This window comes from Lascolabacillus massiliensis (assembly GCF_001282625.1).
Taxonomy (GTDB): domain Bacteria; phylum Bacteroidota; class Bacteroidia; order Bacteroidales; family Dysgonomonadaceae; genus Proteiniphilum; species Proteiniphilum massiliensis.
The window spans coordinates 615,542-640,274 of the sequence record NZ_CTEJ01000002.1 but is presented as its reverse complement, the minus strand read 5'-3'; the positions used below and the strand labels follow the sequence as shown (position 1 = coordinate 640,274).

Annotated in this window: 25 protein-coding genes; 16 read left to right on the top strand and 9 right to left on the bottom strand. The window is 37.6% G+C overall.

Annotation, left to right across the window (positions count from 1 at the left end; genetic code table 11):
- Positions 1 to 13: 13 nt before the first annotated feature.
- The 6 genes from pyrH to BN1354_RS07440 all read left to right on the top strand — a co-directional run bounded on the left by pyrH (position 14) and on the right by BN1354_RS07440 (position 5,520).
- Positions 14 to 718 carry a UMP kinase gene (pyrH, locus tag BN1354_RS07465; protein ID WP_045089037.1) on the top strand — a complete coding sequence of 235 codons (705 nt, stop codon included), beginning with the start codon at positions 14 to 16 and terminating at the stop codon, positions 716 to 718.
- A gap of 79 nt (positions 719 to 797) precedes the next feature.
- Positions 798 to 1,355: a ribosome recycling factor gene (frr, locus tag BN1354_RS07460; RefSeq protein ID WP_045089038.1), complete on the top strand. Its 558-nt coding sequence runs from the start codon at positions 798 to 800 to the stop codon at positions 1,353 to 1,355.
- A complete protein-coding gene (gene rsgA, locus BN1354_RS07455; protein WP_053826729.1) occupies positions 1,355 to 2,317 on the top strand; it encodes a ribosome small subunit-dependent GTPase A in 963 nt (320 codons plus the stop codon). The genes frr and rsgA overlap by 1 nt, the downstream gene beginning before the upstream one ends.
- A 2-nt stretch (positions 2,318 to 2,319) precedes the next feature.
- Positions 2,320 to 3,744, top strand: coding sequence for a cardiolipin synthase (gene cls, locus BN1354_RS07450; RefSeq protein ID WP_045089040.1), 1,425 nt, complete (start codon positions 2,320 to 2,322; stop codon positions 3,742 to 3,744).
- 7 nt (positions 3,745 to 3,751) lie between these two features.
- The gene (locus BN1354_RS07445) at positions 3,752 to 4,303 is read left to right on the top strand and encodes a shikimate kinase (RefSeq protein ID WP_045089041.1); all 552 of its coding nucleotides are present in this window, start codon (positions 3,752 to 3,754) and stop codon (positions 4,301 to 4,303) included.
- An 8-nt stretch (positions 4,304 to 4,311) separates the two neighbouring features.
- Complete coding sequence (locus tag BN1354_RS07440) at positions 4,312 to 5,520, top strand: alanine dehydrogenase (protein ID WP_053826728.1); 1,209 nt, start codon at positions 4,312 to 4,314, stop codon at positions 5,518 to 5,520.
- On the opposite strand, the gene BN1354_RS07435 is transcribed toward BN1354_RS07440, so the two are convergent.
- The 3 genes from BN1354_RS07435 to BN1354_RS07425 form a co-directional block, all read right to left on the bottom strand.
- Positions 5,517 to 6,896, bottom strand: a complete 1,380-nt coding sequence (locus BN1354_RS07435) for an MATE family efflux transporter (RefSeq protein ID WP_231623090.1) — start codon at positions 6,894 to 6,896, stop codon at positions 5,517 to 5,519. The genes BN1354_RS07440 and BN1354_RS07435 overlap by 4 nt on opposite strands.
- A 134-nt stretch (positions 6,897 to 7,030) precedes the next feature.
- Positions 7,031 to 7,522, bottom strand: coding sequence for a 6,7-dimethyl-8-ribityllumazine synthase (gene ribH, locus BN1354_RS07430; protein WP_053826727.1), 492 nt, complete (start codon positions 7,520 to 7,522; stop codon positions 7,031 to 7,033).
- Positions 7,523 to 7,527: 5 nt separating this feature from the next.
- A complete protein-coding gene (locus BN1354_RS07425) occupies positions 7,528 to 8,232 on the bottom strand; it encodes a tetratricopeptide repeat protein (protein ID WP_053826726.1) in 705 nt (234 codons plus the stop codon).
- Between the two features lie 277 nt (positions 8,233 to 8,509).
- On the opposite strand from BN1354_RS07425, the gene BN1354_RS07420 reads away from it, so the two are divergent.
- The 10 genes from BN1354_RS07420 (at position 8,510) to BN1354_RS07380 (ending at position 15,966) form a co-directional block, all read left to right on the top strand.
- Positions 8,510 to 9,070, top strand: a complete 561-nt coding sequence (locus tag BN1354_RS07420; protein WP_197272043.1) for a DUF4468 domain-containing protein — start codon at positions 8,510 to 8,512, stop codon at positions 9,068 to 9,070.
- Between the two features lie 224 nt (positions 9,071 to 9,294).
- Complete coding sequence (gene rpmB / locus BN1354_RS07415; protein ID WP_045089046.1) at positions 9,295 to 9,534, top strand: 50S ribosomal protein L28; 240 nt, start codon at positions 9,295 to 9,297, stop codon at positions 9,532 to 9,534.
- Positions 9,535 to 9,566: 32 nt separating this feature from the next.
- Positions 9,567 to 9,755: a 50S ribosomal protein L33 gene (rpmG, locus tag BN1354_RS07410; RefSeq protein ID WP_053826724.1), complete on the top strand. Its 189-nt coding sequence runs from the start codon at positions 9,567 to 9,569 to the stop codon at positions 9,753 to 9,755.
- Positions 9,756 to 9,769: 14 nt separating this feature from the next.
- Positions 9,770 to 9,928 carry a DUF4295 domain-containing protein gene (locus tag BN1354_RS11885; RefSeq protein WP_074010743.1) on the top strand — a complete coding sequence of 53 codons (159 nt, stop codon included), beginning with the start codon at positions 9,770 to 9,772 and terminating at the stop codon, positions 9,926 to 9,928.
- Positions 9,929 to 10,079: 151 nt separating this feature from the next.
- Positions 10,080 to 11,033 (top strand): signal recognition particle-docking protein FtsY, encoded by a 954-nt coding sequence (gene ftsY, locus BN1354_RS07405; protein ID WP_045089048.1) that lies wholly within the window; start codon positions 10,080 to 10,082, stop codon positions 11,031 to 11,033.
- Positions 11,034 to 11,053: 20 nt separating this feature from the next.
- Complete coding sequence (gene rimO, locus BN1354_RS07400; protein ID WP_045089049.1) at positions 11,054 to 12,349, top strand: 30S ribosomal protein S12 methylthiotransferase RimO; 1,296 nt, start codon at positions 11,054 to 11,056, stop codon at positions 12,347 to 12,349.
- A 43-nt stretch (positions 12,350 to 12,392) separates the two neighbouring features.
- Complete coding sequence (locus BN1354_RS07395) at positions 12,393 to 13,298, top strand: HU family DNA-binding protein (protein WP_053826723.1); 906 nt, start codon at positions 12,393 to 12,395, stop codon at positions 13,296 to 13,298.
- The gene (locus BN1354_RS07390) at positions 13,246 to 13,674 is read left to right on the top strand and encodes a LysM peptidoglycan-binding domain-containing protein (protein WP_053826722.1); all 429 of its coding nucleotides are present in this window, start codon (positions 13,246 to 13,248) and stop codon (positions 13,672 to 13,674) included. Before BN1354_RS07395 ends, BN1354_RS07390 begins: the two co-directional genes overlap by 53 nt.
- A gap of 87 nt (positions 13,675 to 13,761) precedes the next feature.
- Positions 13,762 to 15,156, top strand: a complete 1,395-nt coding sequence (locus BN1354_RS07385; RefSeq protein WP_053826721.1) for a Gfo/Idh/MocA family protein — start codon at positions 13,762 to 13,764, stop codon at positions 15,154 to 15,156.
- A 30-nt stretch (positions 15,157 to 15,186) separates the two neighbouring features.
- Positions 15,187 to 15,966 carry a 3-keto-disaccharide hydrolase gene (locus BN1354_RS07380; protein WP_053826720.1) on the top strand — a complete coding sequence of 260 codons (780 nt, stop codon included), beginning with the start codon at positions 15,187 to 15,189 and terminating at the stop codon, positions 15,964 to 15,966.
- A gap of 26 nt (positions 15,967 to 15,992) precedes the next feature.
- Here BN1354_RS07380 and sucD read toward each other — a convergent pair whose 3' ends face one another.
- From sucD to BN1354_RS07350, 6 genes are all read right to left on the bottom strand, one after another.
- The gene (gene sucD / locus BN1354_RS07375; protein WP_045089054.1) at positions 15,993 to 16,859 is read right to left on the bottom strand and encodes a succinate--CoA ligase subunit alpha; all 867 of its coding nucleotides are present in this window, start codon (positions 16,857 to 16,859) and stop codon (positions 15,993 to 15,995) included.
- Positions 16,860 to 16,872: 13 nt separating this feature from the next.
- Complete coding sequence (sucC, locus tag BN1354_RS07370) at positions 16,873 to 18,018, bottom strand: ADP-forming succinate--CoA ligase subunit beta (RefSeq protein ID WP_053826719.1); 1,146 nt, start codon at positions 18,016 to 18,018, stop codon at positions 16,873 to 16,875.
- A gap of 348 nt (positions 18,019 to 18,366) precedes the next feature.
- A complete protein-coding gene (locus BN1354_RS07365; RefSeq protein ID WP_045089056.1) occupies positions 18,367 to 18,969 on the bottom strand; it encodes a helix-turn-helix transcriptional regulator in 603 nt (200 codons plus the stop codon).
- Positions 18,962 to 19,639, bottom strand: a complete 678-nt coding sequence (locus BN1354_RS07360; RefSeq protein WP_197272042.1) for a hemerythrin domain-containing protein — start codon at positions 19,637 to 19,639, stop codon at positions 18,962 to 18,964. Before BN1354_RS07360 ends, BN1354_RS07365 begins: the two co-directional genes overlap by 8 nt.
- A gap of 404 nt (positions 19,640 to 20,043) precedes the next feature.
- Complete coding sequence (locus BN1354_RS07355) at positions 20,044 to 21,642, bottom strand: RagB/SusD family nutrient uptake outer membrane protein (RefSeq protein ID WP_053827240.1); 1,599 nt, start codon at positions 21,640 to 21,642, stop codon at positions 20,044 to 20,046.
- 18 nt (positions 21,643 to 21,660) lie between these two features.
- Positions 21,661 to 24,603, bottom strand: coding sequence for a SusC/RagA family TonB-linked outer membrane protein (locus BN1354_RS07350; protein WP_053826717.1), 2,943 nt, complete (start codon positions 24,601 to 24,603; stop codon positions 21,661 to 21,663).
- Positions 24,604 to 24,733 lie beyond the last annotated feature (130 nt).

Here is a 24,733-nt window from a genome sequence, read left to right as displayed (position 1 = left end):
ACAAAAACTAGATATGGAATATAACAGAATTTTACTGAAGCTCAGTGGAGAGTCGCTTATGGGTGACAAACAGTATGGTATTGATGAGGTAAGACTAAATCAATATGCAGAACAGATACATGAAGTGGCTCAAATGGGTATTCAAATTGCAATTGTGATTGGTGGAGGTAATATCTTCCGTGGACTGAGTGGTACCTCAAAAGGATTTGATCGTGTTAAGGGTGATCAAATGGGTATGTTGGCAACAGTGATAAATAGTATTGCATTGAGTTCTGCGCTCACTAATGTGGGTCAGCGAAACCGACTATATACAGCTATCCGCATGGAGCCTGTAGGTGAATTATACTCTAAATGGAAAGCGATTGAATCAATGGAAAAAGGTGAAGTTGCAATAATTTCAGGTGGTACAGGTAATCCTTTCTTTACTACAGATACTGCCTCTGCATTAAGAGGGATTGAGATTGAGGCTGATGCAATGTTAAAGGGAACCAGAGTTGATGGTGTGTATACTGCTGATCCGGAGAAAGATCCAAATGCTACTAAATTTCAGACTATATCTTTTGATGAGGTTTATAAAAGAGGGCTGAAGGTGATGGATCTGACAGCAACTACTATGTGTAAAGAGAATAATTTGCCGATAGTAGTTTTTAATATGGATATTTACGGAAATCTGAAAAGATTGATGCAGGGCGAAAACATCGGTACTGTGGTTAAATAGTTGTTCTATAGATTTTATTCACTATTTTTGCTTATTAAACAGATTATAACAGAAAAACAAAATAAAACGATATTTTTATATGGATACATTAGCAATAAGACAAGAGGCTGAAGAAAAAATGAAAATGACCCTCGAGTTTTTGGATGAAACTTTTTCACGTATAAGGGCAGGACGTGCAAACACTCATATCCTTGATGGAATTCGTGTTGAATATTATGGAAGTAATGTTCCTCTATCAAATGTTGCCACAGTGACTACACCTGATGCAAAAACGATTGTGGTGCAACCCTGGGAAAAATCAATGCTTAAGGTTGTGGAAAAAGCAATAATGGACTCCGAGGTTGGTATTACTCCCGAAAATAACGGAGAAGTAATTCGATTGGGTATTCCTCCACTTACCGAAGAACGCAGAAAGCAGCTTGTAAAACAGACCAAGCAGGAAGCTGAGGATGCTAAAATAAGTATTCGAAACGCACGCAGAGAAGGTATGGAAGAGATAAAAAAGGCTGTTAAGAATGGTCTGCCAGAGGATATGGGTAAAGATGGTGAAAATGAACTACAGAAACTGCATGATAAATATATCAAGCGAGTGGATGAGGCTTTTGCCGAAAAAGAGAAAGAAATTTTAACCGTTTAATGGTAAACGAACTTGATGAAAGAACCCGGAAAGGTGTTAAAGGTCTTGTAATTAAGAATACCGGTAACACCTATTTCGTCCGGGATTACAACAATAACGAGTATATATGTAAGGCTAAGGGTAACCTTAGGCTTAAAGGAATAAGGAGTACAAGTCCAATTGTTGTAGGTGATATTGTTTTCATGGATGTTAATGCCGATGGGACTGCTTTTATTTCGGATATAGAAGACAGAAGAAATTATATCGTGAGAAAGGCCTCAAATCTATCAAAGCATTCACATATACTTGCTGCAAATATTGATTTGGCATTGTTCTGTTTTACTGTACGATATCCTGAAACAACTACTGTATTCACAGACAGATTTCTTGTTACTGCAGAAGCATACTCCGTACCCGTACATATTATATTTAATAAGATAGATCTTTTTAATGAAGAGGAAAAAGAGTATCTTGATGCAATAATTAATCTTTATAATACGATTGGTTATCCCTGTCTTAAAACTTCGATGGAAACTGGTGAAGGGGTAAATGAACTGAAAGATATTACTACGGGTAAAACGGTTCTGCTTGCAGGACATTCAGGAGTTGGGAAGTCTACAATAATTAACACCCTGATGAAAAAACAGGTTCAGAAAGTAGGAGAAATATCGGATTACCATTTTAAAGGAAAACATACTACAACATATTCAGAGATGATTGAACTTGATAATGGGGGGTTCATTATTGATACACCAGGCATAAAGGGGTTTGGTACAATTGATATGGGTGTTGAGGAGGTTTCACACTATTTCCCGGAAATATTTAAAATATCAAAAAAATGCAAGTTCAATAACTGCCTTCATGTAAATGAACCTGACTGTGCAGTGCTGGATGCTGTAGAAAATCACTATATCAGCGAAAGCAGATACAACTCTTATCTGAATATATTAGTGGATATCAATGAAGGTAAATACCGCTTGTAATCATGCAGATCAACGCAGCATTACTACTGATAATTGAAATTCTATATTTGCTTACAGTTGTGAGTATCGTGGTTGTGGTTATCTCTGAAAACCGTAACCCGATAAAAACTGTTGCATGGATTCTTGCTGTTCTTTTTCTACCTTTTATAGGAATTATCTGGTATGCTATTTTTGGGCAGGATACCACAAGGAAGCATATAATTTCCAAGAGGATGTATAGTAAATTAAAAAGGAGACCTCTTGATGAAATGGGAACACCGGTAGAAATTAAAGTCCCTGATGAGCATGAAAATCTGGTTGAACTGCTTCGTAATATTGATTATAATCCTCTGTTGGGAGGGAATGATGTCAAGATATTCACAAATGCCAAAGATAAGTTCGAACATCTTTTTGCTGATATTGAGAATGCAAAAGAGCATATTCATATAGAGTATTATGTGTTGCAATGTGATGAGATTGGAGAGAAGTTTAAGAATGTTCTAATCAGAAAGGCAAAAGAGGGTATCGAAATTCGTATCATATATGATAGCTTTGGCTCTCGTAAGCTGAAGAAACAATTTATTGAAGATTTCAGGATGGCCGGTATCGAGATAGAGCCGTTCCTAAAGCTATCCTGGAGTTCATTTACCTCAAGACTAAATTATAGAAATCACCGGAAGATAATAGTAATTGATGGTCAGGTTGGCTATGTCGGAGGTATGAATATTGCAGATCGTTATATTAAGGGGTTTGATTGGGGAGAATGGAGGGATACTCATGCTCGTATCGAAGGTAAAGGAGTGCAGGGGTTGCAGTCTGTGTTTCTGATCGATTGGTATTTTGTGTCTCAAACACTTATCACTTCAAGAAAATATTTCCCTTTACTGGAGAATTTTGGAGATGTTCCAATGCAGATTGTAAACAGTGGACCACTTATTGATGATAAAAATATTTCACACGGAATAATCCAGGCTATTTACGATTCTAAGAAATCTATCTTTATTCAAACGCCCTATTTTTTTCCTCCAGAGGCAATGATAGATGCATTGCATGCTGCCGCCATTCGTGGTGTTGATGTAAGAGTGATGATTTCTAAACGCTCTGATGTGGCTTTGGTACAGAAGGCTTCACGATCTTATATCAAGAGTATTCTTGAGTCAGGTGTGAAAGTCTATTTTTATAAAAAGGGTTTCTTACACTCAAAGATGATGGTGTTTGATGACTCACTAACATTAATTGGATCGGCAAATTTTGATACCAGGAGCTTCGAACAGAATTTCGAAGTTGAAGCATTTATATATAGTGAGGAGGTGGCAATTGAAGCAAATGAGATATTTGTTGAGGATCAAAGCCATTCTGAGCAGGTTGTGTTGAAAGAGTGGTTGAAACGTCCATTGTTACAGAGATTTTTTGAGTCTGTATTGCGCCTGTTCGCACCTCTGTTATAATAAAAGTATGAAAAGAGTATTTCTAATAGGATATATGGGATCGGGGAAAACAACAGTTGGTAAGAAACTAGCAAGTTTACTCAAGCTCTCATTTATTGATCTTGATGCATATATAGAAGGTAAACACAGGAAGAAAATATCAGAAATCTTTGCTGAGAAAGGTGAGGATGAATTCAGAAAAATAGAAAGAAGAGCTCTTATTGATGTGTCTCAGATTGAAAATGCAATAATATCAACCGGTGGAGGCGCACCCTGCTTTTTTGATAATATGAGTTTGATGAATGAGTCGGGTGTAACTGTTTATATTGAGGCAGATCCGGAAGAACTTGCTGCGAGGCTAATGGCATCTAAGACAGTGCGACCTCTTATTGCAGGGAAATCTAAAGATGAGCTTATACCTTTTATTACGAAACATTTAGCTGATAGAGAGCGTTATTACAGGAACGCAAAAATCATTTATCACACTGAAAGAATGATTTCCAAAGAGGATGTATACCTGACAGTAAATGGAATAGCAGAGCAATTGAATAAATATCTACCTGAAAGTTTTCAGAAATAAACATAGAAATGATCTATAAATCTCAAAAAAAGAATCAGTTTGTAGTAAGTGAACTTATGCTGAAAACTGATAAGCATAAGGTTACAACTATTATTGGTGTTCCAAAGGAAAATCAGGAAACGGAGAAAAGGGTTCCTATTACACCTGAAGGGGTATCATTACTTGTTTCAGCCGGGTACAGGGTAATGTTTCAGAAAGGTGCCGGATTGACTATAAACTATTCAGATTCATACTACGCTGAATCGGGTGCGGAAATCGTAGATACGGCTAAAGAAGTTTTTCAGGCTGATATTATTCTAAAGATAATGCCTCCCACACTCGAGGAGGTTGAAATGATGCGTCCCAGAACTTCAGTGTACTCTTTTCTTTATCTTCATAACTTGTCGAGAACCCTTCTGGAACATATGATGGAAAAGAGAATAAACGCACTCTCTTATGAGCTGATTAATGATGATACGGGTGCATCTCCTTTTGTAACTGCAATTTCGGAAATAGAGGGTGCCTCATCTATTACTCTTGCGGCAGAGATGTTGAGTAATGCAAATGGCGGTAAAGGTATTCTGCTGGGTGGGATTCCAGGAATTACTCCAGCTGAAGTTGTAATAATAGGTGCTGGTGTTGCAGGTATAATGGCTGCCAGGGTTGCTATTGCAATGGGTGCTTCTGTAAAGATATTTGATAATGATATTATAAAACTTAGGGCAATACGTCACGAATTAGGAAATCCTGTATATACTTCCACGCTGCAACCGAAGGTCTTAAGAAATGTTTTTCGCTCTGCTGATGTCGTAATTGGAGCATTGCAATATATAAACAAAATACATTTTTACAGAATTTCCTCAGACCTTATTAGCGAAATGAAAGAGGGAGCTATTATAATAGACCTTCGAATGGAACAGGGTGGATGTTTTGAAACTACAATGGAGGCATGCTTGCCTGGTCATCCATCTATATTTGAGAAATATGGTGTGCTGCATTTTTGTGAGATGAGTTTGAGTTCACGTGTTGCGCGCACTTCATCAATTGCTTTGAGCAATATTTTTGTATCTATGTTCAATGCAATGGGTGATTCTGGAGGAATTGATCATTTTGCACGGTTTGACCGTGGGTTTGCTTCAGGTTTTTATACCTATTCAGGTAAAATGGTGAATTCTTATGTGGCAAGTCATTTTAATTTGCCTGTTTCTGATATCGGACTATATCTGCAGGGTTTCTAAATTGAACTTAAGTTCGGTTCCTTTAATACTCTTCTTTTTAGTAAAAGATACCAGATAAATAGTATTGAGCCTTTAAATATTGAAGTGATAGTAATTGCCCACCATACACCGGTAACTCCAATTAGTGAACCTAAGAATATTGCAAGAGGTATTCTTAGTGTATTGAAAACAATACTAATTATTGCAGGGGGCGATGTCCTTCCTAATCCGTTAAACATTCCCTGAGTAGTAAGTTCAAGCATCATAAAGAGCTGAGATATTCCCAGTACAAAAAGATATTCTCCTCCTGCCATGTAAGCTTCTTTCTCGGGTACAAAAAGCGAGAATATCTCTTTTCCGTAACCCATAAATGCGATACTGGCTATTCCACCCAAAATACCCATTAGAATTAAGGTTGTTCTAAAGGCATTTTTGGCACGATTCATCTTTCCGGCAGCATAATTTTGTGCCACAAAACTACCCAATGCAGTGGAGAATCCTGATGATGAGTTCCATGTGACTCCTTCAATCTGACCACCGGTCGTTTGACTCATTATTCCAAGATGTCCCCCATATAGTGATGCTATGCGTGCAAGGTTCATATTTATAAATGCAAAATATACATTCATGGCGGCAATTGGAAGTCCCAGTTTAAGTATATTTATAGTGTAGCTCTTGCGTGGTCGAATAAAATATGAGAAACCTCCAAATAAACCTCTTTCCTTTTTTAAATGGTTGATAAAAAGAAATACTACAACACCCTGAGATATAATAGTAGCCAGGGCAGCTCCTTTAACTCCCATTTCCGGAAAAGGTCCAATACCGAAAATAAGCAATGGGTCAACTATAATATTAATAATTAATCCTGCAGAATTAAAATAGAATGGTATATCACTTCTCCCTGAGCCAATATATATCCCTGAGAAATTAAGGCCCAGAAATACGAATGGTATTCCAAGTGAAATAATTCTAAGATAACCTTCAGCCTGTGCTGCAATGTCATTTTCGAGTTGATAGAATGAAACATAAGGATTCGGAAAGAGGAAGAAGGTCACTCCAAATGCTATTCCCAGTATTATAGCAATAGTGGTTGTATGAGAAGCATAAATTGAGGCCTTATCTAATCTGCGAGCCCCAATAGATTGGCCAATTGTAATTTCTGCACTAACCTTTGAAATAAGAGCAAAGGAGTTCATCATCCACATCAGCATACCTATGGATCCAACTGCTGCTACCGCTTCGCTTCCTATACGCCCAATCCAAAGAATATCTATGAGGTTATAAGCCATCTGAATAAAACTAATGGCAAGAAGTGGTAATGCAAGGGAGAACAGCTCACGGGTGATATTACCCTGAGTCAAATCACGCACATAATTGTTTGATTGTTGTTCTCTCACAGTTAAATAGGGCTTTTATTATTGCTATTTGAATATTATAGAATATATAATAGCGAGGCTTTTATTTCGGACAGATTAAAAAAAAGAAGTAACCGCTAAGTTACTTCAATAATTTATATATAAATAAATGCAGATTATTTATAACGTTGCTGAAGTTCAATCATCTTCAGAGCAGTGATTGCCGCTTCATCACCTTTATTTCCATGCCTTCCACCTGATCTGGCAATTGCCTGATCCAGAGTGTTAGTAGTAAGTAGTCCAAAAACTACAGGAACATTATATTTTAAATTAAGTTCAGTTGTTCCCTCTGTAACACTGTTGCATACAAAAGTAAAATGAGGTGTTTCACCTTGTATAACGCATCCAAGAATAATTACACTGTCAACATCTGTATTCTCAATGAGTACCTTTGCACCATATGTTAGCTCAAAACTTCCGGGCACATGTTCAATGATAATATCTTCAGCGTCCACACCAAATTTTACAAGTGTGTCATACGTGCCTTTTAACAGGCTGCCTGTTATGTTTTTATTCCAGTCAGAAACAACTATTCCAATCTTTTTTCCTTTGCCATCAGGAATTGAATCATGATCGAATGAAGAAAGATTTTTTAGTTCTGTTGCCATAATATTTATTTAGACTCTTTTTGTAACTCTGCCTGTTTGATGAATTTATCTGCTTCCTGGCCTTCAGGTGAATTCAGATAGTCATTCTTCAACATTGTAAATGTTTCCAGTGCTTTGTCGAAATTGCCTATGTGTAAATAAGCTTCTCCTGCTTTTTTGTAATAAATAGGGCTAAGCATATCATCACCTGCTTTTTTAGCAGCTTTCAGATATTGTGAAATAGCTTGTTCTGTTTCTCCAATATTCATGTATACATCACCTATTGCACCTGCTACAGATGGTGTGATAAGGATATCTCCACCTTTAAATTTCTTGAGGTGTTCAAGGGCTTTTTCATAATTACCCAAACGATTGTAAGAGATACCGGCATATGCATGTGCAAGATCAGCTGTTTTTGTTCCTTTGTACTGATCGATAACTGATTCAAAGCCGATATAGTCGTTGCCATTGCCAAACAAAGCAAGGGAGTCCTCACCTTCCTGGAAATAGCGTTCACCTTTATATATTGCAGCCTGAGCTTCGTTATTACGAGGCAATTTGTATAGATAGTGGTACGCCAGAAAAGCACCAACAATAACTATTACAACCAGCAATCCGGTTAAAATACTTTTTTGATTTTTTTCGAGAAACTGTTCCGTTGTGGTTAACGCTTCACCAATATTTTCGAAGTTCTTCTCGGCCTTCGATTCTTTAGTTTTTTTAGCAGACATATTTTACTGAAAAAATGTTACGTTTGTTTTTTGAGTTGCAAAAGTAATCGTTTTTAGCAGATAAATAAAATTTAATCAGCTGTTTTTAATAAAAAGTGACTGCCTAATTTAATCTTTTTCGTATGTTTGTAGTCAAAGGGTTGTTTTTGGAACATATTTAGTATGATTGAAACTCTAAAATACAAAATAAGTTTTACGGAATTTGAAAATATAATGTTGTCGAGTTTAATGATTTATATATATGTTTCAAGGAAATAAGACCAATATATATATAATTATGAAAAAAACAGTACTTACAATAAGCCTTTTACTTGCAATAATACTAAACCTTGCAGCCCAGAATGATGCTGTGTTTAGTTCTGTACCAGTTGTTAACGGTAAGGTTGTATTTGAGCAGTTTATTATAACAAATTCAAATAAATCAGCTGAACAGAATTATGCACAACTACAAAATTGGGTGAAATCAAAATATAGCGGAAGTCCCTTACTGTCAGGTATCAGATTTGATGAAAAATCAAATTTCGTTACAGTTAGTGCCGGAACAAATCTCATACTACCGGCAAACAAAGCTGGTGTAAGGGAAGAAATGACAATGAACTACCGTTTTGATGTCTCAATTACAGGTGCCGGATGCATGCTGGTTGTAAGAGATATAACTTATCAGAGTGCGAAGAAAGATGGAGACTCCTTTTTCCCAAAAAAATATACAGCCGAGCAAACTATAACGGATCAATCTGTGAACGTATCCGGAACTGAAGGCGAGCTTAGGGCCAACCTCAGGAAGGCTTCTCTGGATTTCTTCAACGGACTCTATTCTGAAATAAACAAACTGTTTTAAATTTTTATTTAAAGAGATATTGCAGATTGATTGTATAAGTTTACAGATATATTGAGATAATTACCGAATACAAATTTGAATTAAATAGTTGAACCTGATTGAAATTAATTTACTAAAACCTTTGGTAAATTAAAATTATCTTCTTAATTTTGCGCCCTGATTTGTGAGGAATGTTCTGTTTTTAAGGACGTAAGGAACCAAATAATAAAATACACTATATAGCAATGTCTAAGATTTGTCAAATAACAGGAAAAAAAGCAATGGTTGGAAACAACGTTTCGCACTCTAATACTAAAACGAAACGTAAATTCAACGTGAACTTGTTTAAAAAGAAATTTTATTGGGTGGAAGAAGATGTATGGATCAGTCTGAACATCTCAGCAGCAGGATTGCGTACCATTAATAAAATTGGATTGGATGCAGCAATAAAAAAAGCTGCCGAAAAAGGATATTTAAACGCGTAATCTATACGCAATAAAAAGAGGAGGAAGCAGAGATGGGTAAAAAAGCTAAAGGAAACAGGGTACAAGTGATTCTTGAATGTACAGAACACAAAGAGAGTGGTATGCCCGGTACATCCAGATATATTACAACTAAGAATAGAAAGAATACAACGGCAAGACTTGAATTGAAAAAATACAATCCCGTCTTAAAGAGAATGACCGTTCATAAAGAAATAAAGTAAAATTATTATAGACTATGGCAAAGAAAGCAGTTGCGGGTTTCCGCGATAAGACAACCACTACAGGACGAAGCCACACAAAAGTAATCAGAATGGTTAAATCACCTGAAACTGGTGCATATAGCTTCAAAGAAGAAATGATCCTTAACGATAAGGTAAAAGATTACTTTAAATAGGATATTCGTCGTTGAGGTTAGTACTCACGATAATATTCGTTAATAATATCTAAAAGCTTCCCTGTGCCAAAACGCAGGGAAGTTTTTTATTTACTATTTAGTAGATTTGCAAACATATCAATTCCGCCTATAATTTAATAATCACTTCAATATGGGTTTATTTAACAGATCCTCTAAAGGGAAAAAAGATGTACTCGATAAAGGTCTTGAGAAAACAAAAGTCAGTTTTTTCTCTAAAATCACTCGTGCGGTAGCAGGAAAATCTAAAGTAGATGATGATGTTCTCGATAATCTGGAAGAGGTCCTGGTGTCATCTGATGTTGGCGTTGATACCACATTGAAAATTATTGAAAGAATAGAGGCACGTGTGGCAAGAGATAAGTATGTTGGTACAGATGAGCTAAATAGTATACTACGTGATGAAATAACATTTATGCTCACCGAGAATCAATCAACTGATGTTGAGGATTTCACTGTTGCAGGAGATAAAAAACCTTACGTTATAATGGTTGTAGGAGTCAATGGTGTTGGCAAAACCACAACCATAGGAAAGCTTGCTTATCAGTTCAAACAGAACGGAATGTCTGTATATCTTGGTGCAGCCGACACTTTCAGGGCCGCAGCAGTAGAACAGCTTGACATTTGGGGACAACGAGTCGGAGTACCGGTAGTAAAGCAGAAGATGGGATCAGATCCTGCCTCAGTTGCTTTCGACGCGGTAAGTTCAGCTAAAGCACATAATGCAGATGTGGTAATAATCGATACTGCAGGCCGTTTACATAATAAAGTTAACCTGATGAATGAGCTTACCAAGATCAAGAATGTTATGGGCAAAATTGTTCCTGATGCACCTCATGAAGTTCTTCTTATACTTGACGGATCAACCGGACAGAATGCATTTGAACAGGCTAAACAATTTACTGCAGCTACTGAAGTAACAGGTCTGGTAATTACAAAACTCGACGGAACAGCAAAGGGTGGGGTAGTATTGGGTATCTCAGATCAGTTTAAGATACCTGTAAGATATATTGGTCTGGGAGAACAGATGGAAGATCTTCAGGTATTTCGCAGAAAAGAGTTTGTTGACTCTCTCTTTGGCGAGTAATAGAAAAGGAACGATTTCATATGATAAAGAATAGGATAGATGTGGTAACCATGGGTTGCTCAAAGAATCTTGTAGACTCTGAGCTGCTGATGCGTCAGCTTATCGCTAACGGATATACTCTTGAGCATGATCCCGAAACACCTAAAGGTGAAATTGCTGTTATTAATACTTGTGGATTCATAGGCGATGCAAAAGAGGAGTCTATTAATATGATACTCTCGTTTGCTGAAGCCAAGAAGGAGAGGGGTCTTAAAAAACTTTATGTTATGGGCTGCCTTTCTGAAAGATACAGAGAGGAGTTGCAGAAAGAGATACCAGAAGTTGATAAGTTTTATGGCAAGTTTGATTGGCGAGGACTTATTTCTGATCTTGGGAAATCATATAATAAAGAGCTTGAGTTCGATCGTTCTTTGTCAACGCCACCTCACTACGCATACCTAAAGATTTCGGAAGGGTGCGACAGAACCTGCTCCTATTGTTCTATACCAATTATTACAGGTAAATATAAATCCCGTCCTATCGAAGATATTGAAGATGAAGTTCGCCGTTTAGTTACCGGGGGTGTAAAAGAATTTCAGTTTATTGCTCAGGATCTTACCTATTATGGTATTGATCTCTATAAATCGATGAAACTGCCTGAATTGGTTGAGAGAATATCAGATATAAAAGGGGTTGAGTGGATCCGATTGCATTATGCCTATCCTGCTCATTTCCCTGTCGACCTGCTCAGGGTTATGCGTGAGAGGGACAATGTATGCAACTATCTGGATATCGCTCTTCAGCATATCAGTGACAGGATGCTTAAAATAATGCGCAGAAATATAACCAAACAGCAAACTTATGATCTGATTAAGCTCTTCCGTAATGAGGTGCCGGGCATACATATCCGTACAACAATGATGGTTGGACATCCTGGAGAGACTGAAGAGGACTTCAATGAACTTGTTGATTTCGTAAAGGAGATGAAGTTTGAGCGACTGGGTGCATTTCCTTATTCTCACGAAGAAGATACTTATAACGATAAGAATTACTCAGATGATGTGCCCGCTTCTATTAAACAGGAGCGAATGAATACTCTGATGGATATGCAGGAGGGTATCGCTCTTTCTGTTAATGAAACGAAGGTTGGGCAGACCATGAAAGTGATCATAGATCGCGAAGATTCGGATTACTTTGTAGGACGAACCGAATTTGATTCTCCTGAAGTTGACGGAGAGGTATTAATCAGTAAGGCCAAAGATCTTGTTGTAGGTGAATTCTACAATGTAAGAATCGAGGCAGCTTATCCTTTTGATCTGCTCGGTACTGTTATTTGAAATTATTTCATTTACCGTATAATCTTAACAAAATCCTAAAGGAATGACACAAAAAGAGTTTATAGCGAAGCTTGCAGCCAAACTTCAGTGGGATGAATCTAAAACTTCTGCGATTCTGAGTGATATTGTAGATGTTCTTACTGAACAGTTGTCTGATAACAATGTGGTGACGGTTGATAATTTTGGTCACTTCTCTACTCACAAATTTCCGGAATATATTTTAGTAGACGCTGAAACTAAGGATCGTTATCTAATGCCACCCGAGGTAGTTGTGCTATTTGAACAGGAAATGGATGATACTTCAGTGTCTGTAGAACCAAAGCTCTATATTTCTTTTGAGATTGATGATTCATTTAAAAGCAGTATCAACAGTGCATTTACTAACTTCGAACCCACGCTGTTAAACGAAGGGGTAGAGTTACCAGGAATTGATGTTATCAGTACCAAGCAGCCTGAAGAAGAGGTAGAGGAGATTAAAGACGAAGCTGTTCCGGAAATTGAGAAGTCTGAGATTGAAGAGAGTCTTGTTGTCGAAGAATACGATAATATTCATGAATCAGAAGTAGAAGAAACAGACATTAGTGATGAATCCTCGGAAGATACTGATAATTATAAAGATCTATTAGCCGAAACATCAGAAGATGAGGTAGTTGCTAGTCTCAGCGAGTATGCCGATACTGAAACAGAACCCGATCTTAATTTAGAACCGATGCCTCAAGATCTACCGGAACCACTTTTAGTCAGACAAAGAACAACATTTACTGAGCATCAGTCCGAACAAGTTTTGCAATCAGGACGGAGTCCGAAATCCAGATCCCGTTCCCATAAAAGCTCCAGAGTTTTTGTTCCTATATTAGGTGGTGTAGTCATTGTTATGGCAACTCTTTTTTTTTTCAATGGCGTTGCAAACAGAAAAAAAAACAATAAGAGAAAAGGACATAGAGGTTGAAACATCACAAGTTTCAAGTGATGCAGAGCAAATCACATACTCCAGTAAAATGGAATCTGATATTGAATCAGATCAAATAACAAATTCCGAAACAGCTGCTGAGAACATTGTAAAACCTGAGAAACAGCTCCCTGCATCAATAACACTTGGTCAAGGGGAAACTTTACGTACAGTCGCACTTGATCTGTTCGGAAGTAAAGAGTTTTGGGTCTATATCTATCAGGAAAACATGCATAGCGTCATAAATCCAAACGTAATCCCTGTAGGTACAAAACTATTACTTCCTGATGTTGAGAAGTATGATATCAATGCCAACGATCCACACTCAATTGCCAAAGCAAAAGAAAAAGGTGCAAGGATAATTAATGGTTTGTAGTATTCTTATATAAAATAAGTATATTTACATTCTTAAGCTATAACTACTCCACCATGAGTCTTTTAAACATAAAAATACTAACATTCTATGCAAAAACATTTTGTATTGATAGCCATACTGCTGGCTATGTTGCTTACTACTGGTTGCACTACAAACAACAAAACCAAGAGTAGTCAGGTTATTGAACCAATTCAGGTTGATGTGCCTTTACGACCCGAAGGTCAAATGGATGTTCTGGAACTGAGAACCCCAAAAATTGATACTGTCAGGGTAGGTTTTATTGGCTTAGGTTCAAGGGGACCGGGTGCTGTTCAACGTTATGTACATATTCCCGGTGCAAAAATTGTAGCACTTTGTGATATTTATGAAGAGAATGTGGAAAAAACTCAAGCTATACTTGATAAAGCTGGGTTACCAAGGGCTACAGGTTATAGTGGCAGTGAAGATGCCTGGAAACAGCTGTGTGAGAGCGATCAGGTGGATCTTGTATATATTGCAACCGACTGGAAGAATCATGCAAAAATGATGATCTATGCGATGGAGCAGGGTAAACATGTTGCATGTGAAGTGCCGGCAGCAATGACTCTCGACGAGATCTGGGCTATAATAGATACTGCAGAAAGAACTCAAAAGCATGCCATGCAGCTTGAGAACTGTGTATATGATTTCTTTGAACTTACTACTCTGAATATGGCACAGCAAGGTGTTTTTGGAGAGGTGCTTCATGTAGAGGGGTCATATATCCATAATCTAAACAACAATTGGGAAAGGTATGTAAACGACTGGCGCTTGCAGTATAATAAAGAGTTTCGTGGAGATGTTTATCCAACTCACGGTATTGGTCCGGTGGCTCAAGTACTTAATATACATCGTGGTGACAGGATGAAAACATTGGTTTCAATGGATACTAAACCGGTAAATCTCCCAGAATATCTTATAGAGAAACGTGGTGTCGACAGAGACAGTGCATATAATTTTGCAAACGGACAGCATACAATGACGATGATTAGTACTGAAAACGGGAAAACTTTGCAGATTCAGCATGATGTAACATCGCCTCGTCCCTATTCACGCATGTATCAGGTGAGTGGAACAAAAGGGTATGCCAATAAATATCCTGTTGAAGGTTATGCTATAGAAGATGAAGGGCAGGGTTTTTCTTCTCACGATTTTCTCTCTCAGGATAATATGAATATGCTTATGGATAAATACAAACATCGTATTCACAGAGAGCTTGAAGAAAAGGCAAAAGAGGTTGGCGGGCATGGTGGAATGGATTTTATAATGGACTATCGCCTCATTTACTGCCTGAGAAATGGTTTGCCTCTTGATATGGATGTGTATGATCTGGCTGAGTGGTGCTCATTAGTTGAGTTGAGTCGCATATCAATTGAAAACAACAACTCACCGGTTGCAATACCTGATTTCACTCGTGGAAACTGGAACCGTATTCAAGGTTATAGCCATGCATTCGCAGATTAAAATTAAATAACATTGTTAATCATTTACATCATGAAGCGTCAATTATCGATTATACTAATTGCTATTGCAGGTTTCTACTTTTCTGTCTCTGCACAACAGAAGTATATTGATCTTTTTAATGGCAAGGATCTGAGTGGATGGTATATTTTCCTTAAAGAAAAAGGTGTAAACAACGATCCGAACGGGGTGTTCACTGTTAAAGATGGTAATATTGTAATCTCAGGTGAGGAGTTTGGCTGTATCACAACAGAAGATGAGTTCGAGAACTATAAACTGACAGTTGAATTTAAATGGGGAAAAAGAACCTTCTACCCTCGTGAGGATAGAGCACGTGATAGTGGAATACTTCTTCACTCGGTAGGCGAAGATGGCGCTTCTGACGGTACCTGGATGCACTCTATTGAGTGTCAATTAATAGAGGGAGGTACAGGAGATATAATAGTTGTAGGCGATGGTTCAGAAGATTTTGCTATAACCACCACTGTCAGTGGAAAAACAACGCAAGGTTCTCACTATTTTCAGCCCGATGGTGAACCGCTTACATTTAACGGAGGACGAATAAACTGGTATGGCCGTGATCCTGAATGGAAAGATGTTAAGGGCTTTCGTGGAGCAAATGATCTTGAAAAACCGCTGGGTGAATGGAATCTGATTGAATGTTATGTGAATGGAGATGAGCTGTTGATATATCTTAATGGAAATCTCCTGAATAGGGCATATAATGTAAAACCGAGCAAAGGTAAAATACAAATTCAGTCTGAAGGTGCCGAACTGTTTGTTCGAAAGGTACACCTTACCAGACTGAATTAATAAATACTTATATGACCTTTATTTAATTAAAACCTGTTTAACAGTAGTTGGGGTATCTCTTTTGGTTCTTTTGCCACGGGAACTCCAACTGCTTCAAATGCAGCAATCTTTTCAGCTGCACTGCCTGTACCACTCGAGATTATAGCGCCGGCATGTCCCATCTGCTTTCCCGGAGGTGCCTGTTGTCCCGCAATAAATGCAACTACAGGTTTGGTTACATGGTTCTTTATATATTCTGCGGCCTGCTCTTCAGCATCACCACCGATTTCACCAATCAGAACAATTGAGTCTGTTTCAGGATCTTTCTCAAACATCTCGAGGAGTTCAATGTAATAAAGTCCCACTACCGGGTCACCACCAACACCAACTGCTGTTGATTGTCCTATCCCTTTTTCCGTAAGGTTGTAAACCAGTTCATACGTTAAAGTTCCACTCCTGCTTATTACACCTGTATTTCCCTCTTTAAAAACCAGCGAAGGCATAATTCCAACCAGACTCTTTCCCGGTGACATAAGTCCGGGACAATTAGGACCAATCAAACTGGCTCCTTTACTCTTAATGAAACTGTGTGCTTCAACAACATCAAGTGTTGGCACTCCCTCTGTAATACATACAATTAGCTTTATCCCCGCATCAGCAGCTTCCATCATTGCATCCTTGGCAAACGGAGCTGGCACAAAAATCACCGATGTGTTTGCGCCTGTTTCATTAACAGCATCTCTTACTGTGTTAAAAACCGGAATGTCATCTACAAATTCTCCTCCTTTTCCGGGTGATGTTCCACCAACTACATTGGTTCCATACTCTTTCATTTTTGAAGTGTGAAAACCCCCATCACGACCGGTAATTCCCTGTACTATCAGTTTTGTGTTTTTATCTATCAGAATACTCATAATCTATGTTTTGTCAATATTGATGTTGTTGGGCAAGTTCAACTGCTATTCTGGTTGCTTTACTCATCGTTTTGGCTACATGCAGATCTGTGTCTTTGAGCATAGCGCGACCCTCTTTCTCGTTTGTACCGGTAAGACGAATTACAACCGGGATATCTGTTTTTATCTGTCTGAAAGCCTCCAGAAGTCCTTTAGCCACGTCATCACAACGGGTAATACCACCAAAGATATTAATCAGAACTACTTTCACATTCTTATCGTTAAGCAGTAGTCTCATTGCCTCGATAACTTTGGTTGGACTGGAACTTCCGCCTATATCCAGGAAGTTGGCAGGGTTTCCACCATAAAGTTTAATGATATCCATCGTAGCCATGGCAAGTCCGGCTCCATTTACCATGCAACCAATCTCCCCTCCCAAATTTACATAACTAAATCCCTTGCTTTTAGCAAATAGCTCCTTTTTCTCCTCTTCGGTAGGCTCATTCAAGGCTGCAATCTTTGGATGACGGAACAGTGCATTATCATCGAATGTCATCTTGGCATCAATTGCAATTATCTCTTCTTCCTTAGTGAGAACAAGTGGATTAATCTCAGCCAGCGATGCATCTGTATCAACAAAGAGTTTATACAACCTCTGAATTATAACTGCAGCATTACGTACATGTTTGATATCGTCAAACAGTTTAAAGGCTGCTTCACGTGCAAGATAATCAGGGACGCCAGCCAAGGGGTCAATTGCAAATTTATGGATCTTCTCCGGAGTATCTTTAGCTACCTGCTCAATATCCATTCCACCCTCCTTGCTAAGCATCAGGATAGCAGATTTTGAACGTCTGTCAATAACATAGCTTATGTAAAACTCTTTCGCGATGTTGACTGCCTGACCAACAAGTATACGGTCAACCTTAAATCCTTTTATGTCCATCCCCAGAATTGCAGCAGCATGTTTGCGAAGCTCAATTTCGTCACCGGCAAGTTTTACACCACCTGCTTTACCTCTTCCTCCTGTATGAACTTGCGCTTTAACAACCACTTTCTGTGAGTCAATACGCGAATAAGCCTTCACAGCGTCCTCCACCGAACGGCAAACTATACTTTGCTCAACAGGGATTCCGTATGTCGAAAACATCTCTTTTGCTTGGTATTCATGAATTTTCATGGCCCTCAAGTAATATTTTTATATGATAAAGAAATTTTAAAAACTACTATTTTGTAAATCTAAGATAAATGTTTCAAAATGCGATAATCATTTTAAATTTTAACTTAGAAAATCTTCCAAAGGCTTGAAACGTATAAACCCGATGTATTGTTTATTAAATGTTACAAAAAACTGTTGAAGTTTAAAATAGCTGACAGTTTTATTGCTCTTACCTTCTTCTTACCTTCTTCTTACATCGCTCTTATCAACCATATAAAATATTGATGTTTATAAGATTCAAGATTGAACCAGATACGAATAATGTTAAGCTGAGGTGTAACCGATAACTGTCAAATTTAATAAGGATTATCAAATCTCAATATCCTCAATTTCCACAATCTTTTTAGATATTGCATAAATTGTCAGACCGGACTGACTTCTTATTCCTGTTTTTGTAGTAATGTTTTTTCTATGTCTTACAACGGTATGTATACTTATATTGAGCTCATCAGCAATCTCTTTGTTTATTTTTCCGTTCACAATACAGGTGAGAACTTCAATCTCTCTTTTCGTCAGGTTATCGTCATCATCCCTGTTGTTGGTAAGTGATCTGTTTTTATTGTCTATCCGCGAAATCAGGTTGATGATATGTTCAGGCGTATCATATAGTGAAAAAGATGCATCTGTTTCAGTAACAGTTTTTTGCATAAGTCCAAAATCGATACCCAGAATCGAAAGTGAAGGAAACTCCTTTCTTATCTTTTTCACCTCCTTGTCCCTGTTCACAAAATGGAGAGGATTGGCAATAATCTGGTCGATTTTCTCAGTTCTCAGTAAATCCAGCAGTTCATCCAGATTCTCAGCTTTATATATTCGGCAATTGATATCAGACTGATGCAGTATTGAGTATAATCCCTCGAAAATAATTTTCGAACTCTCAACAACAACTATATGAAGAGGTGAACTAAGCATTTTCTTTCTTTTCGATGTTTACACCTGAAGGAATCAGTATTGTTTCCTCAATCAGTGAGTGTACAAACAGATCATACTCAAGTTCATATAGTGCAAAGAACAGTTTCCTGCGCAGATCCAGATCATTATCGATTTTCACATACTTAAGCAGCAGATTCTTAAGGTCATGCAACTTAAGCTCAATGTCAGAATGATGCTCACTATACTCAATAGAAGAATATTGTTCGAAGCTAAAGTCGTCACTACTTTTTTTCAGCAGATTGATAAAATATGGAAAAGCAACATTGTCTTCATAGTCAAGATGTTCAAGCACTTCAGTGAAATATTCATTGAAAAACTTCTCAAGCAGTTTTAACTCCCTCTCGGGATGATTTTTCTGCAACATCTTAATATATGAGTTTATCTGTGGGTACATATCTGAACGATAGTAGTGGTGACTATTTTTCAGAAAATCTATTACCTGCAGCAGATCTTCCTTCGTGTAAGTGTGATTTTTTTTCGTTCCAAAGCCATTATAAAGATTGGCAATATCAACAAAAAGAGTCTCGCTGATTTTATATTGCTTGCAAAGCTGAGAAACAGTAAGATCGCTCATCCTGAAATCTATATTAAAATGTTGCAGCATCAGCAGTAAGCGTGGATTGGCATCTATCTGATCCGCCATTTTCATAGACGGACTCATTTTTGTTGCAGTGAAATGAGGCATGATCTGTTTTATTTTCTTGCAAAAGTAGTAAAAATAGTTGGTTATTTAGAACAATTCCATATAATAGTTTTGATCGGTCGATATTTTATTTTGGAGCTAATTATAAAAGACTAAATAAAATAAGACACTACTTTAAAAGATAAAAGTAATTTTCAAAAGAATCGATTTCACTATAAAGATTTTATTATTTTCTATTCTAAAATTATAAAACTGACAATTAATTAAGAGCCTTATTTAAAACTTTAAAACAGTTAAACTCAAATAAAAGGAGGAATGTCAATAGGTCTTCCTCCTTTACTTATATAAAGCTTTCTTATTATACGATAACTTTGTAAAATTATTGTATAAAGCTTTATATTAAACTAACATTAATAACCAGTATTCTGTATCAATCCAGGCTCAACTTTCAAGCTGTTCTCGTGAAATGGCCATCTGTAGTTGTGTGGTAAGAAAGATCTATCTTCAACCTTCAAAGTCTCTTTTTTACCATCAACAATTCTCGTGTGACCTTCAGCAGGTTTGTTTAGTACATTCTCAGCAAGCTTCCATCTGATTATGTCGTCGTAGCGCTGACCTTCTGCAGCAAGCTCAATACGTCTTTCATTCTGTAGAAGTTCAAGCCACTGCTGTTGAGTATAGTTTGCATATTCAGGAAGTGTAACGTCTGCAACACTCATATCCAAACCAGCTCTTCTGCGAATATCATTAATACATTTCTTAGTCAAATCGTCCACCTGATTAAGCATAATTTTAGCTTCGGCATATGTGAGCAATACTTCAGCGTATCTAAGCAATGGGAAATGCATGTTGCCGCCCGTCTTAAACGCATCGGACTCATCAACAAACTTTCTGAACCAATATCCGGTTCTACTTGCTCTTAGCTTCTGATAATGCATTGGAGAGTTTTCATTATAAATATCAATCTCTTCACCATAGAACATGTCGCCATGACCCATTATTGAAGTAGCATAACGTGGGTCTCTGTTTAAAGAAGGATTTAGCTCATATTCCTCTTTTGTGTGTAACGGACATTTGTCAATTGGCCTTCCCTGAGCTGTCCAGTACGCATCAACCAATGCTTTTGTAGGAACTACATACGATTGTCCTGGTCCAGTTCTGTAGTGTGGGCCTAGGTGCTGGAATGATTGTGTTGCACTGTTGGCATGGCTATCCATGTCAAACCACATAATAAATTCATTATTGGTTGAGTGTGCCTCATACGTAAACAGATCTTCATATACAGGATGTAGTGAGTATTTGCCACTATCAATAATCTCTTTAGCAAGTCTTGCAGCCAGTTCATATCTTCCATTATATAGTGCATAACGCATTGTTAGGGCCTTAAATGAATATCTGTTAAACATATACTTATCAGTAGTATACTCTTCGGTAGGCAACTTTGCAGCAATCTCTTCGGCTAATGGAAACAGTGTGTCTAATATTTCATCTTTAGGAGTAACTGGCTGACGCGCGGTCTCTAAGTCGGCAGGCTCCAACACAAATGGAACATCACCCCATCTCATTGTTAGTCTGAAGTAGTGCCAAACTCTCAAAGCTTCTAAAATACCTGTATACTTATCTCTTACGCTTTCATCTTCTACATAAGGCACATGAGTGTTTGCAATAAAAGTATTCAAACGACCAAGGTGTTTCATATACAACTCATAATAATATAAAAATGCTGTAGAGTTACTGTTGAAGTTACCATTAGCAATATTCTGATGATGGTCACCTTCCACTCGGCTATAAGCGTTATCAGACTTAGCCTCTTCCATATAAAAAATAATAGCTCTCGATGTAGGGTTTGTAAACACGTCTAAATAACTACTGTAAACCACCCTTCTCAAGTCCTCTTCATCATTAAAGAATTCAACAAACGAGGTGGCAGTCGGGTCTTTCTTGTTGAGAAAATCTTCACAAGAGCCAAATGCAATAATAAGTAAAAGTAAAAATATAATTTTTTTCATCTTCATATAGTTTTAAAATTAAAATAAAGTAACTTGAAAACCAATGCTATAAGTTGCCATTCTTGGATAAGCTCCATTACCACCGTCACGCTCAGGTTCTAAACCTTCCCAATTTGTAAAAGTAAGGAAGTCCTGTGCATTAAAGTAAACTCTTAAATTTCTAACATGAGTTCCAATTCTTGTAATTGTGTAACCAAGTTGAAGCGACTTAATTCTGAAGAAAGAGGCATCGCTAATCCATACATCACTTAGGTAAGTGTTAGTGCTTGTACCTGTCCATACACGTGGAAATCTGCTGTTTGGAGTCTCTGGAGTCCATCTGTTGTCAACATAATACTGACGAGGAGCACCAAGGTTGTTACTACCACCATCAACAAATACGGGAAAACCTTCCTGACCTCCAAGTCTACCCACTCTTTTGCCAACACCTTGACCAAGTAAACTGAAATCCCAATCCTTATAACGCATATCTAACGATAGTGAGTAGTTGTAGTGAGGTGCAGGGTCACCAAGGAAGACTCTATCGGCATCATTAATAACTCCATCATTATTCTGATCCACATATTTGATATCTCCAGGCAATGTGTTAGGGAATTTTGCGGTTGTTGCATCAATCTCAGCTTGATTCTGGAAATAACCATCAGTTTCGTAACCATAGTAATTTTCAATAGGAATACCACGATACCATATTCTGTCGTTAGTTCCTTTGAAAATCAAAGTATCAGTTGGGTTGTAGCCCGCTTTAAGCACGCTGTTCTTGTTGTCGAAAATCATACCACCAATGCTGTATGAGAAATCGCCAATCTTGTCCGACCAGTTGGCCGAAACTTCCCAACCCTTGTTCTCTACCTCGCCAATGTTAACCGATGTTTCAAGATAGTACGAGCCAGTTAATGGAGGTACTGGGAATTGCGAATAGATCAAGTCGAATGAGTGTTTGTGATAAACATCTGCAGTGAGTGAAAATCTATTTCTCAGCATAACAAGGTCCATACCCACATTCCACTGATTCTGTTTTTCCCAAGTAAACTCAGGGTTAGGCACACGCATTGTCCATCCCCAAGTGTTTACAACTTCTTCCCATAAGTATGGAGCAACATTTTCATTACCAATTCTTCCCCAAGATGCTCTCAGTTTTAAATCATTTATAGCTCTTGATTCTTTTAGTGAGTTCATAAACGATTCGTTATGTACATTCCATCCTATTGATGCTGATGGGAAGAAACCCCACTGATTACCCGGAGCAAACTTACTACTACCGTCGGTTCTTACTGTTGCTTCAAGTAGATATCTGTTATCAAAAGAGTAATTCCATTTAGTAAAGAAAGATGCTTTTGTAATCTCCCTGTAGTCGGTAAAAATATAAGACATTGCTTCGGCACCTAAAATTGCATATAGCTTATCTTTATCTTTTCTAATATCTTTTTCGAAGTTAAGTAGAGCACGACCAGTCAACTGGCTCTGGCTCACATTCTGTTCCGAGCCGATATCATTTGCCCAAGATGTAACAGGCTTTCCATCACCATCAAAGAATTTATGAGTCAATCTTCTCCATTTGCTAGCCGACTTGTCAATCATATATGATACATTACCTTCAAGGTTTAAGTCGTCTGTAATGTAATAACGTGGTCTTAAATTGATTGTACTCTTGTCGTACATATTATTCCAGGTACCACCCTTCTCAATAAATGCAACTGGGTTTAGGTCGTTATGAAGCATATAGTGTTTTTCAATATCAGTGTTTTCATAATATACCCCCTGAGTAGGATTCATTCTCCATGCAATCTGATAAAGACCATGGCCATCATTATTTCTTCTAAGCCTATCCACTTTTAGTCTGTGAGCATAAAAGTCGGCCAATAAAATAAACCTGTCAGCAATATTGATATTGGTGTTGAAGCGAGCACTGAACTTATCAGTACCCTCAATCTTGTTCAATCCATTCTCCTCAATGTAGTTCAACATCAGATTAAATGTTCCAACACCACCACCACCAGAAATACTAGCTGATGTATTATTGGCCGAAGCCTTTCTTTCCATAATCTCTTTAATCCAATTGGTATTAGGTGTCAACCCCTGTTCTGCCTTTGATATATCCTCATCTGTATAAAGCAGAGGCTGACCCTGAATTGAATGCGCTTCGTTCCTATAACGCATGAAATCTGCCGAATTCACAAAGTCAGGCAAATTAAGTGCATTCTGTATAGCAAACCAGGTGTTAATGTTAACTGTAAATTGACCGGTGTTACCTCTGTTTGTTTCAATTACAATAACACCGTTAGCACCTCTTGAGCCGTACATGGAAGCAGCCGCAGCATCTTTAAGAATATTGATGCTCTTAACCTGATTCGGGTCCAAATCTGATAGCGACATCTCCATACCGTCAATAATAACAAGAGGAGCAGCATTCTGTAGAGTACTTATACCCCTAATTGATAAGCTGCCTGGTATAGAACCTGGAAGGTTACTACCCTGAAGCATTGTTAAACCAGGCACAGTTCCTGCAAACACCTGTTCTAGTTTAGTGATTGGACGAGTAACCATTCTCTCCATATCAACCGATTCGATAGATGATGCCAAGTGTCTTCTCTCAACAACGTTATAACCTGTAACTACAACCTCGTCGAGTCTTACGTTATCCTCTAGCAAGACAACATCTAGTCTCGTTTTTCCTTCAGTTGAAACCTCAAGATCTCTGAAACCCATGTAACTGAATATCAGAGTCACATCGTCGGTAATGTTCATTTCATAAATACCGTTTTCATTAGACGTAGTACCAATGTTTGTACCCCTAATAATAATTGTAACATACGGCAAAGTTTCTCCATTCTGGTCAGTTACAGTACCGTAAATGCGACGCTGACGCTGTTCCACTCCTGCATTTTCATTACCAATAACTTTTTCTCCCGATATCACAGAAAATAATACCAAGAAGAACAAATAAACTCTTGCTTTCTTCATTTTGATAATTTTAAATTTAGTAATGTTATTATGATATGTGATATTAAATATGGATATAAATTAATATTTGTTCATGAATTACGTATTCTCAGTTAAATTCTATCATATTAGATTGATTTTTTTCATATAT

What these genes read in the sequence shown, in the direction of transcription:
- pyrH (WP_045089037.1), top strand. Translation starts at nt 14, where the DNA reads ATGGAATATAACAGAATTTTACTGAAGCTCAGTGGAGAGTCGCTTATG.
- frr (WP_045089038.1), top strand. Translation starts at nt 798, where the DNA reads ATGGATACATTAGCAATAAGACAAGAGGCTGAAGAAAAAATGAAAATG.
- rsgA (WP_053826729.1), top strand. Translation starts at nt 1,355, where the DNA reads ATGGTAAACGAACTTGATGAAAGAACCCGGAAAGGTGTTAAAGGTCTT.
- cls (WP_045089040.1), top strand. Translation starts at nt 2,320, where the DNA reads ATGCAGATCAACGCAGCATTACTACTGATAATTGAAATTCTATATTTG.
- BN1354_RS07445 (WP_045089041.1), top strand. Translation starts at nt 3,752, where the DNA reads ATGAAAAGAGTATTTCTAATAGGATATATGGGATCGGGGAAAACAACA.
- BN1354_RS07440 (WP_053826728.1), top strand. Translation starts at nt 4,312, where the DNA reads ATGATCTATAAATCTCAAAAAAAGAATCAGTTTGTAGTAAGTGAACTT.
- ribH (WP_053826727.1), bottom strand. Translation starts at nt 7,522, where the DNA reads ATGGCAACAGAACTAAAAAATCTTTCTTCATTCGATCATGATTCAATT.
- BN1354_RS07425 (WP_053826726.1), bottom strand. Translation starts at nt 8,232, where the DNA reads ATGTCTGCTAAAAAAACTAAAGAATCGAAGGCCGAGAAGAACTTCGAA.
- BN1354_RS07420 (WP_197272043.1), top strand. Translation starts at nt 8,510, where the DNA reads ATGAAAAAAACAGTACTTACAATAAGCCTTTTACTTGCAATAATACTA.
- rpmB (WP_045089046.1), top strand. Translation starts at nt 9,295, where the DNA reads ATGTCTAAGATTTGTCAAATAACAGGAAAAAAAGCAATGGTTGGAAAC.
- rpmG (WP_053826724.1), top strand. Translation starts at nt 9,567, where the DNA reads ATGGGTAAAAAAGCTAAAGGAAACAGGGTACAAGTGATTCTTGAATGT.
- BN1354_RS11885 (WP_074010743.1), top strand. Translation starts at nt 9,770, where the DNA reads ATGGCAAAGAAAGCAGTTGCGGGTTTCCGCGATAAGACAACCACTACA.
- ftsY (WP_045089048.1), top strand. Translation starts at nt 10,080, where the DNA reads ATGGGTTTATTTAACAGATCCTCTAAAGGGAAAAAAGATGTACTCGAT.
- rimO (WP_045089049.1), top strand. Translation starts at nt 11,054, where the DNA reads ATGATAAAGAATAGGATAGATGTGGTAACCATGGGTTGCTCAAAGAAT.
- BN1354_RS07395 (WP_053826723.1), top strand. Translation starts at nt 12,393, where the DNA reads ATGACACAAAAAGAGTTTATAGCGAAGCTTGCAGCCAAACTTCAGTGG.
- BN1354_RS07390 (WP_053826722.1), top strand. Translation starts at nt 13,246, where the DNA reads ATGGCGTTGCAAACAGAAAAAAAAACAATAAGAGAAAAGGACATAGAG.
- BN1354_RS07385 (WP_053826721.1), top strand. Translation starts at nt 13,762, where the DNA reads ATGCAAAAACATTTTGTATTGATAGCCATACTGCTGGCTATGTTGCTT.
- BN1354_RS07380 (WP_053826720.1), top strand. Translation starts at nt 15,187, where the DNA reads ATGAAGCGTCAATTATCGATTATACTAATTGCTATTGCAGGTTTCTAC.
- sucD (WP_045089054.1), bottom strand. Translation starts at nt 16,859, where the DNA reads ATGAGTATTCTGATAGATAAAAACACAAAACTGATAGTACAGGGAATT.
- sucC (WP_053826719.1), bottom strand. Translation starts at nt 18,018, where the DNA reads ATGAAAATTCATGAATACCAAGCAAAAGAGATGTTTTCGACATACGGA.
- BN1354_RS07365 (WP_045089056.1), bottom strand. Translation starts at nt 18,969, where the DNA reads ATGCTTAGTTCACCTCTTCATATAGTTGTTGTTGAGAGTTCGAAAATT.
- BN1354_RS07360 (WP_197272042.1), bottom strand. Translation starts at nt 19,639, where the DNA reads ATGAAAATGGCGGATCAGATAGATGCCAATCCACGCTTACTGCTGATG.
- BN1354_RS07355 (WP_053827240.1), bottom strand. Translation starts at nt 21,642, where the DNA reads ATGAAAAAAATTATATTTTTACTTTTACTTATTATTGCATTTGGCTCT.
- BN1354_RS07350 (WP_053826717.1), bottom strand. Translation starts at nt 24,603, where the DNA reads ATGAAGAAAGCAAGAGTTTATTTGTTCTTCTTGGTATTATTTTCTGTG.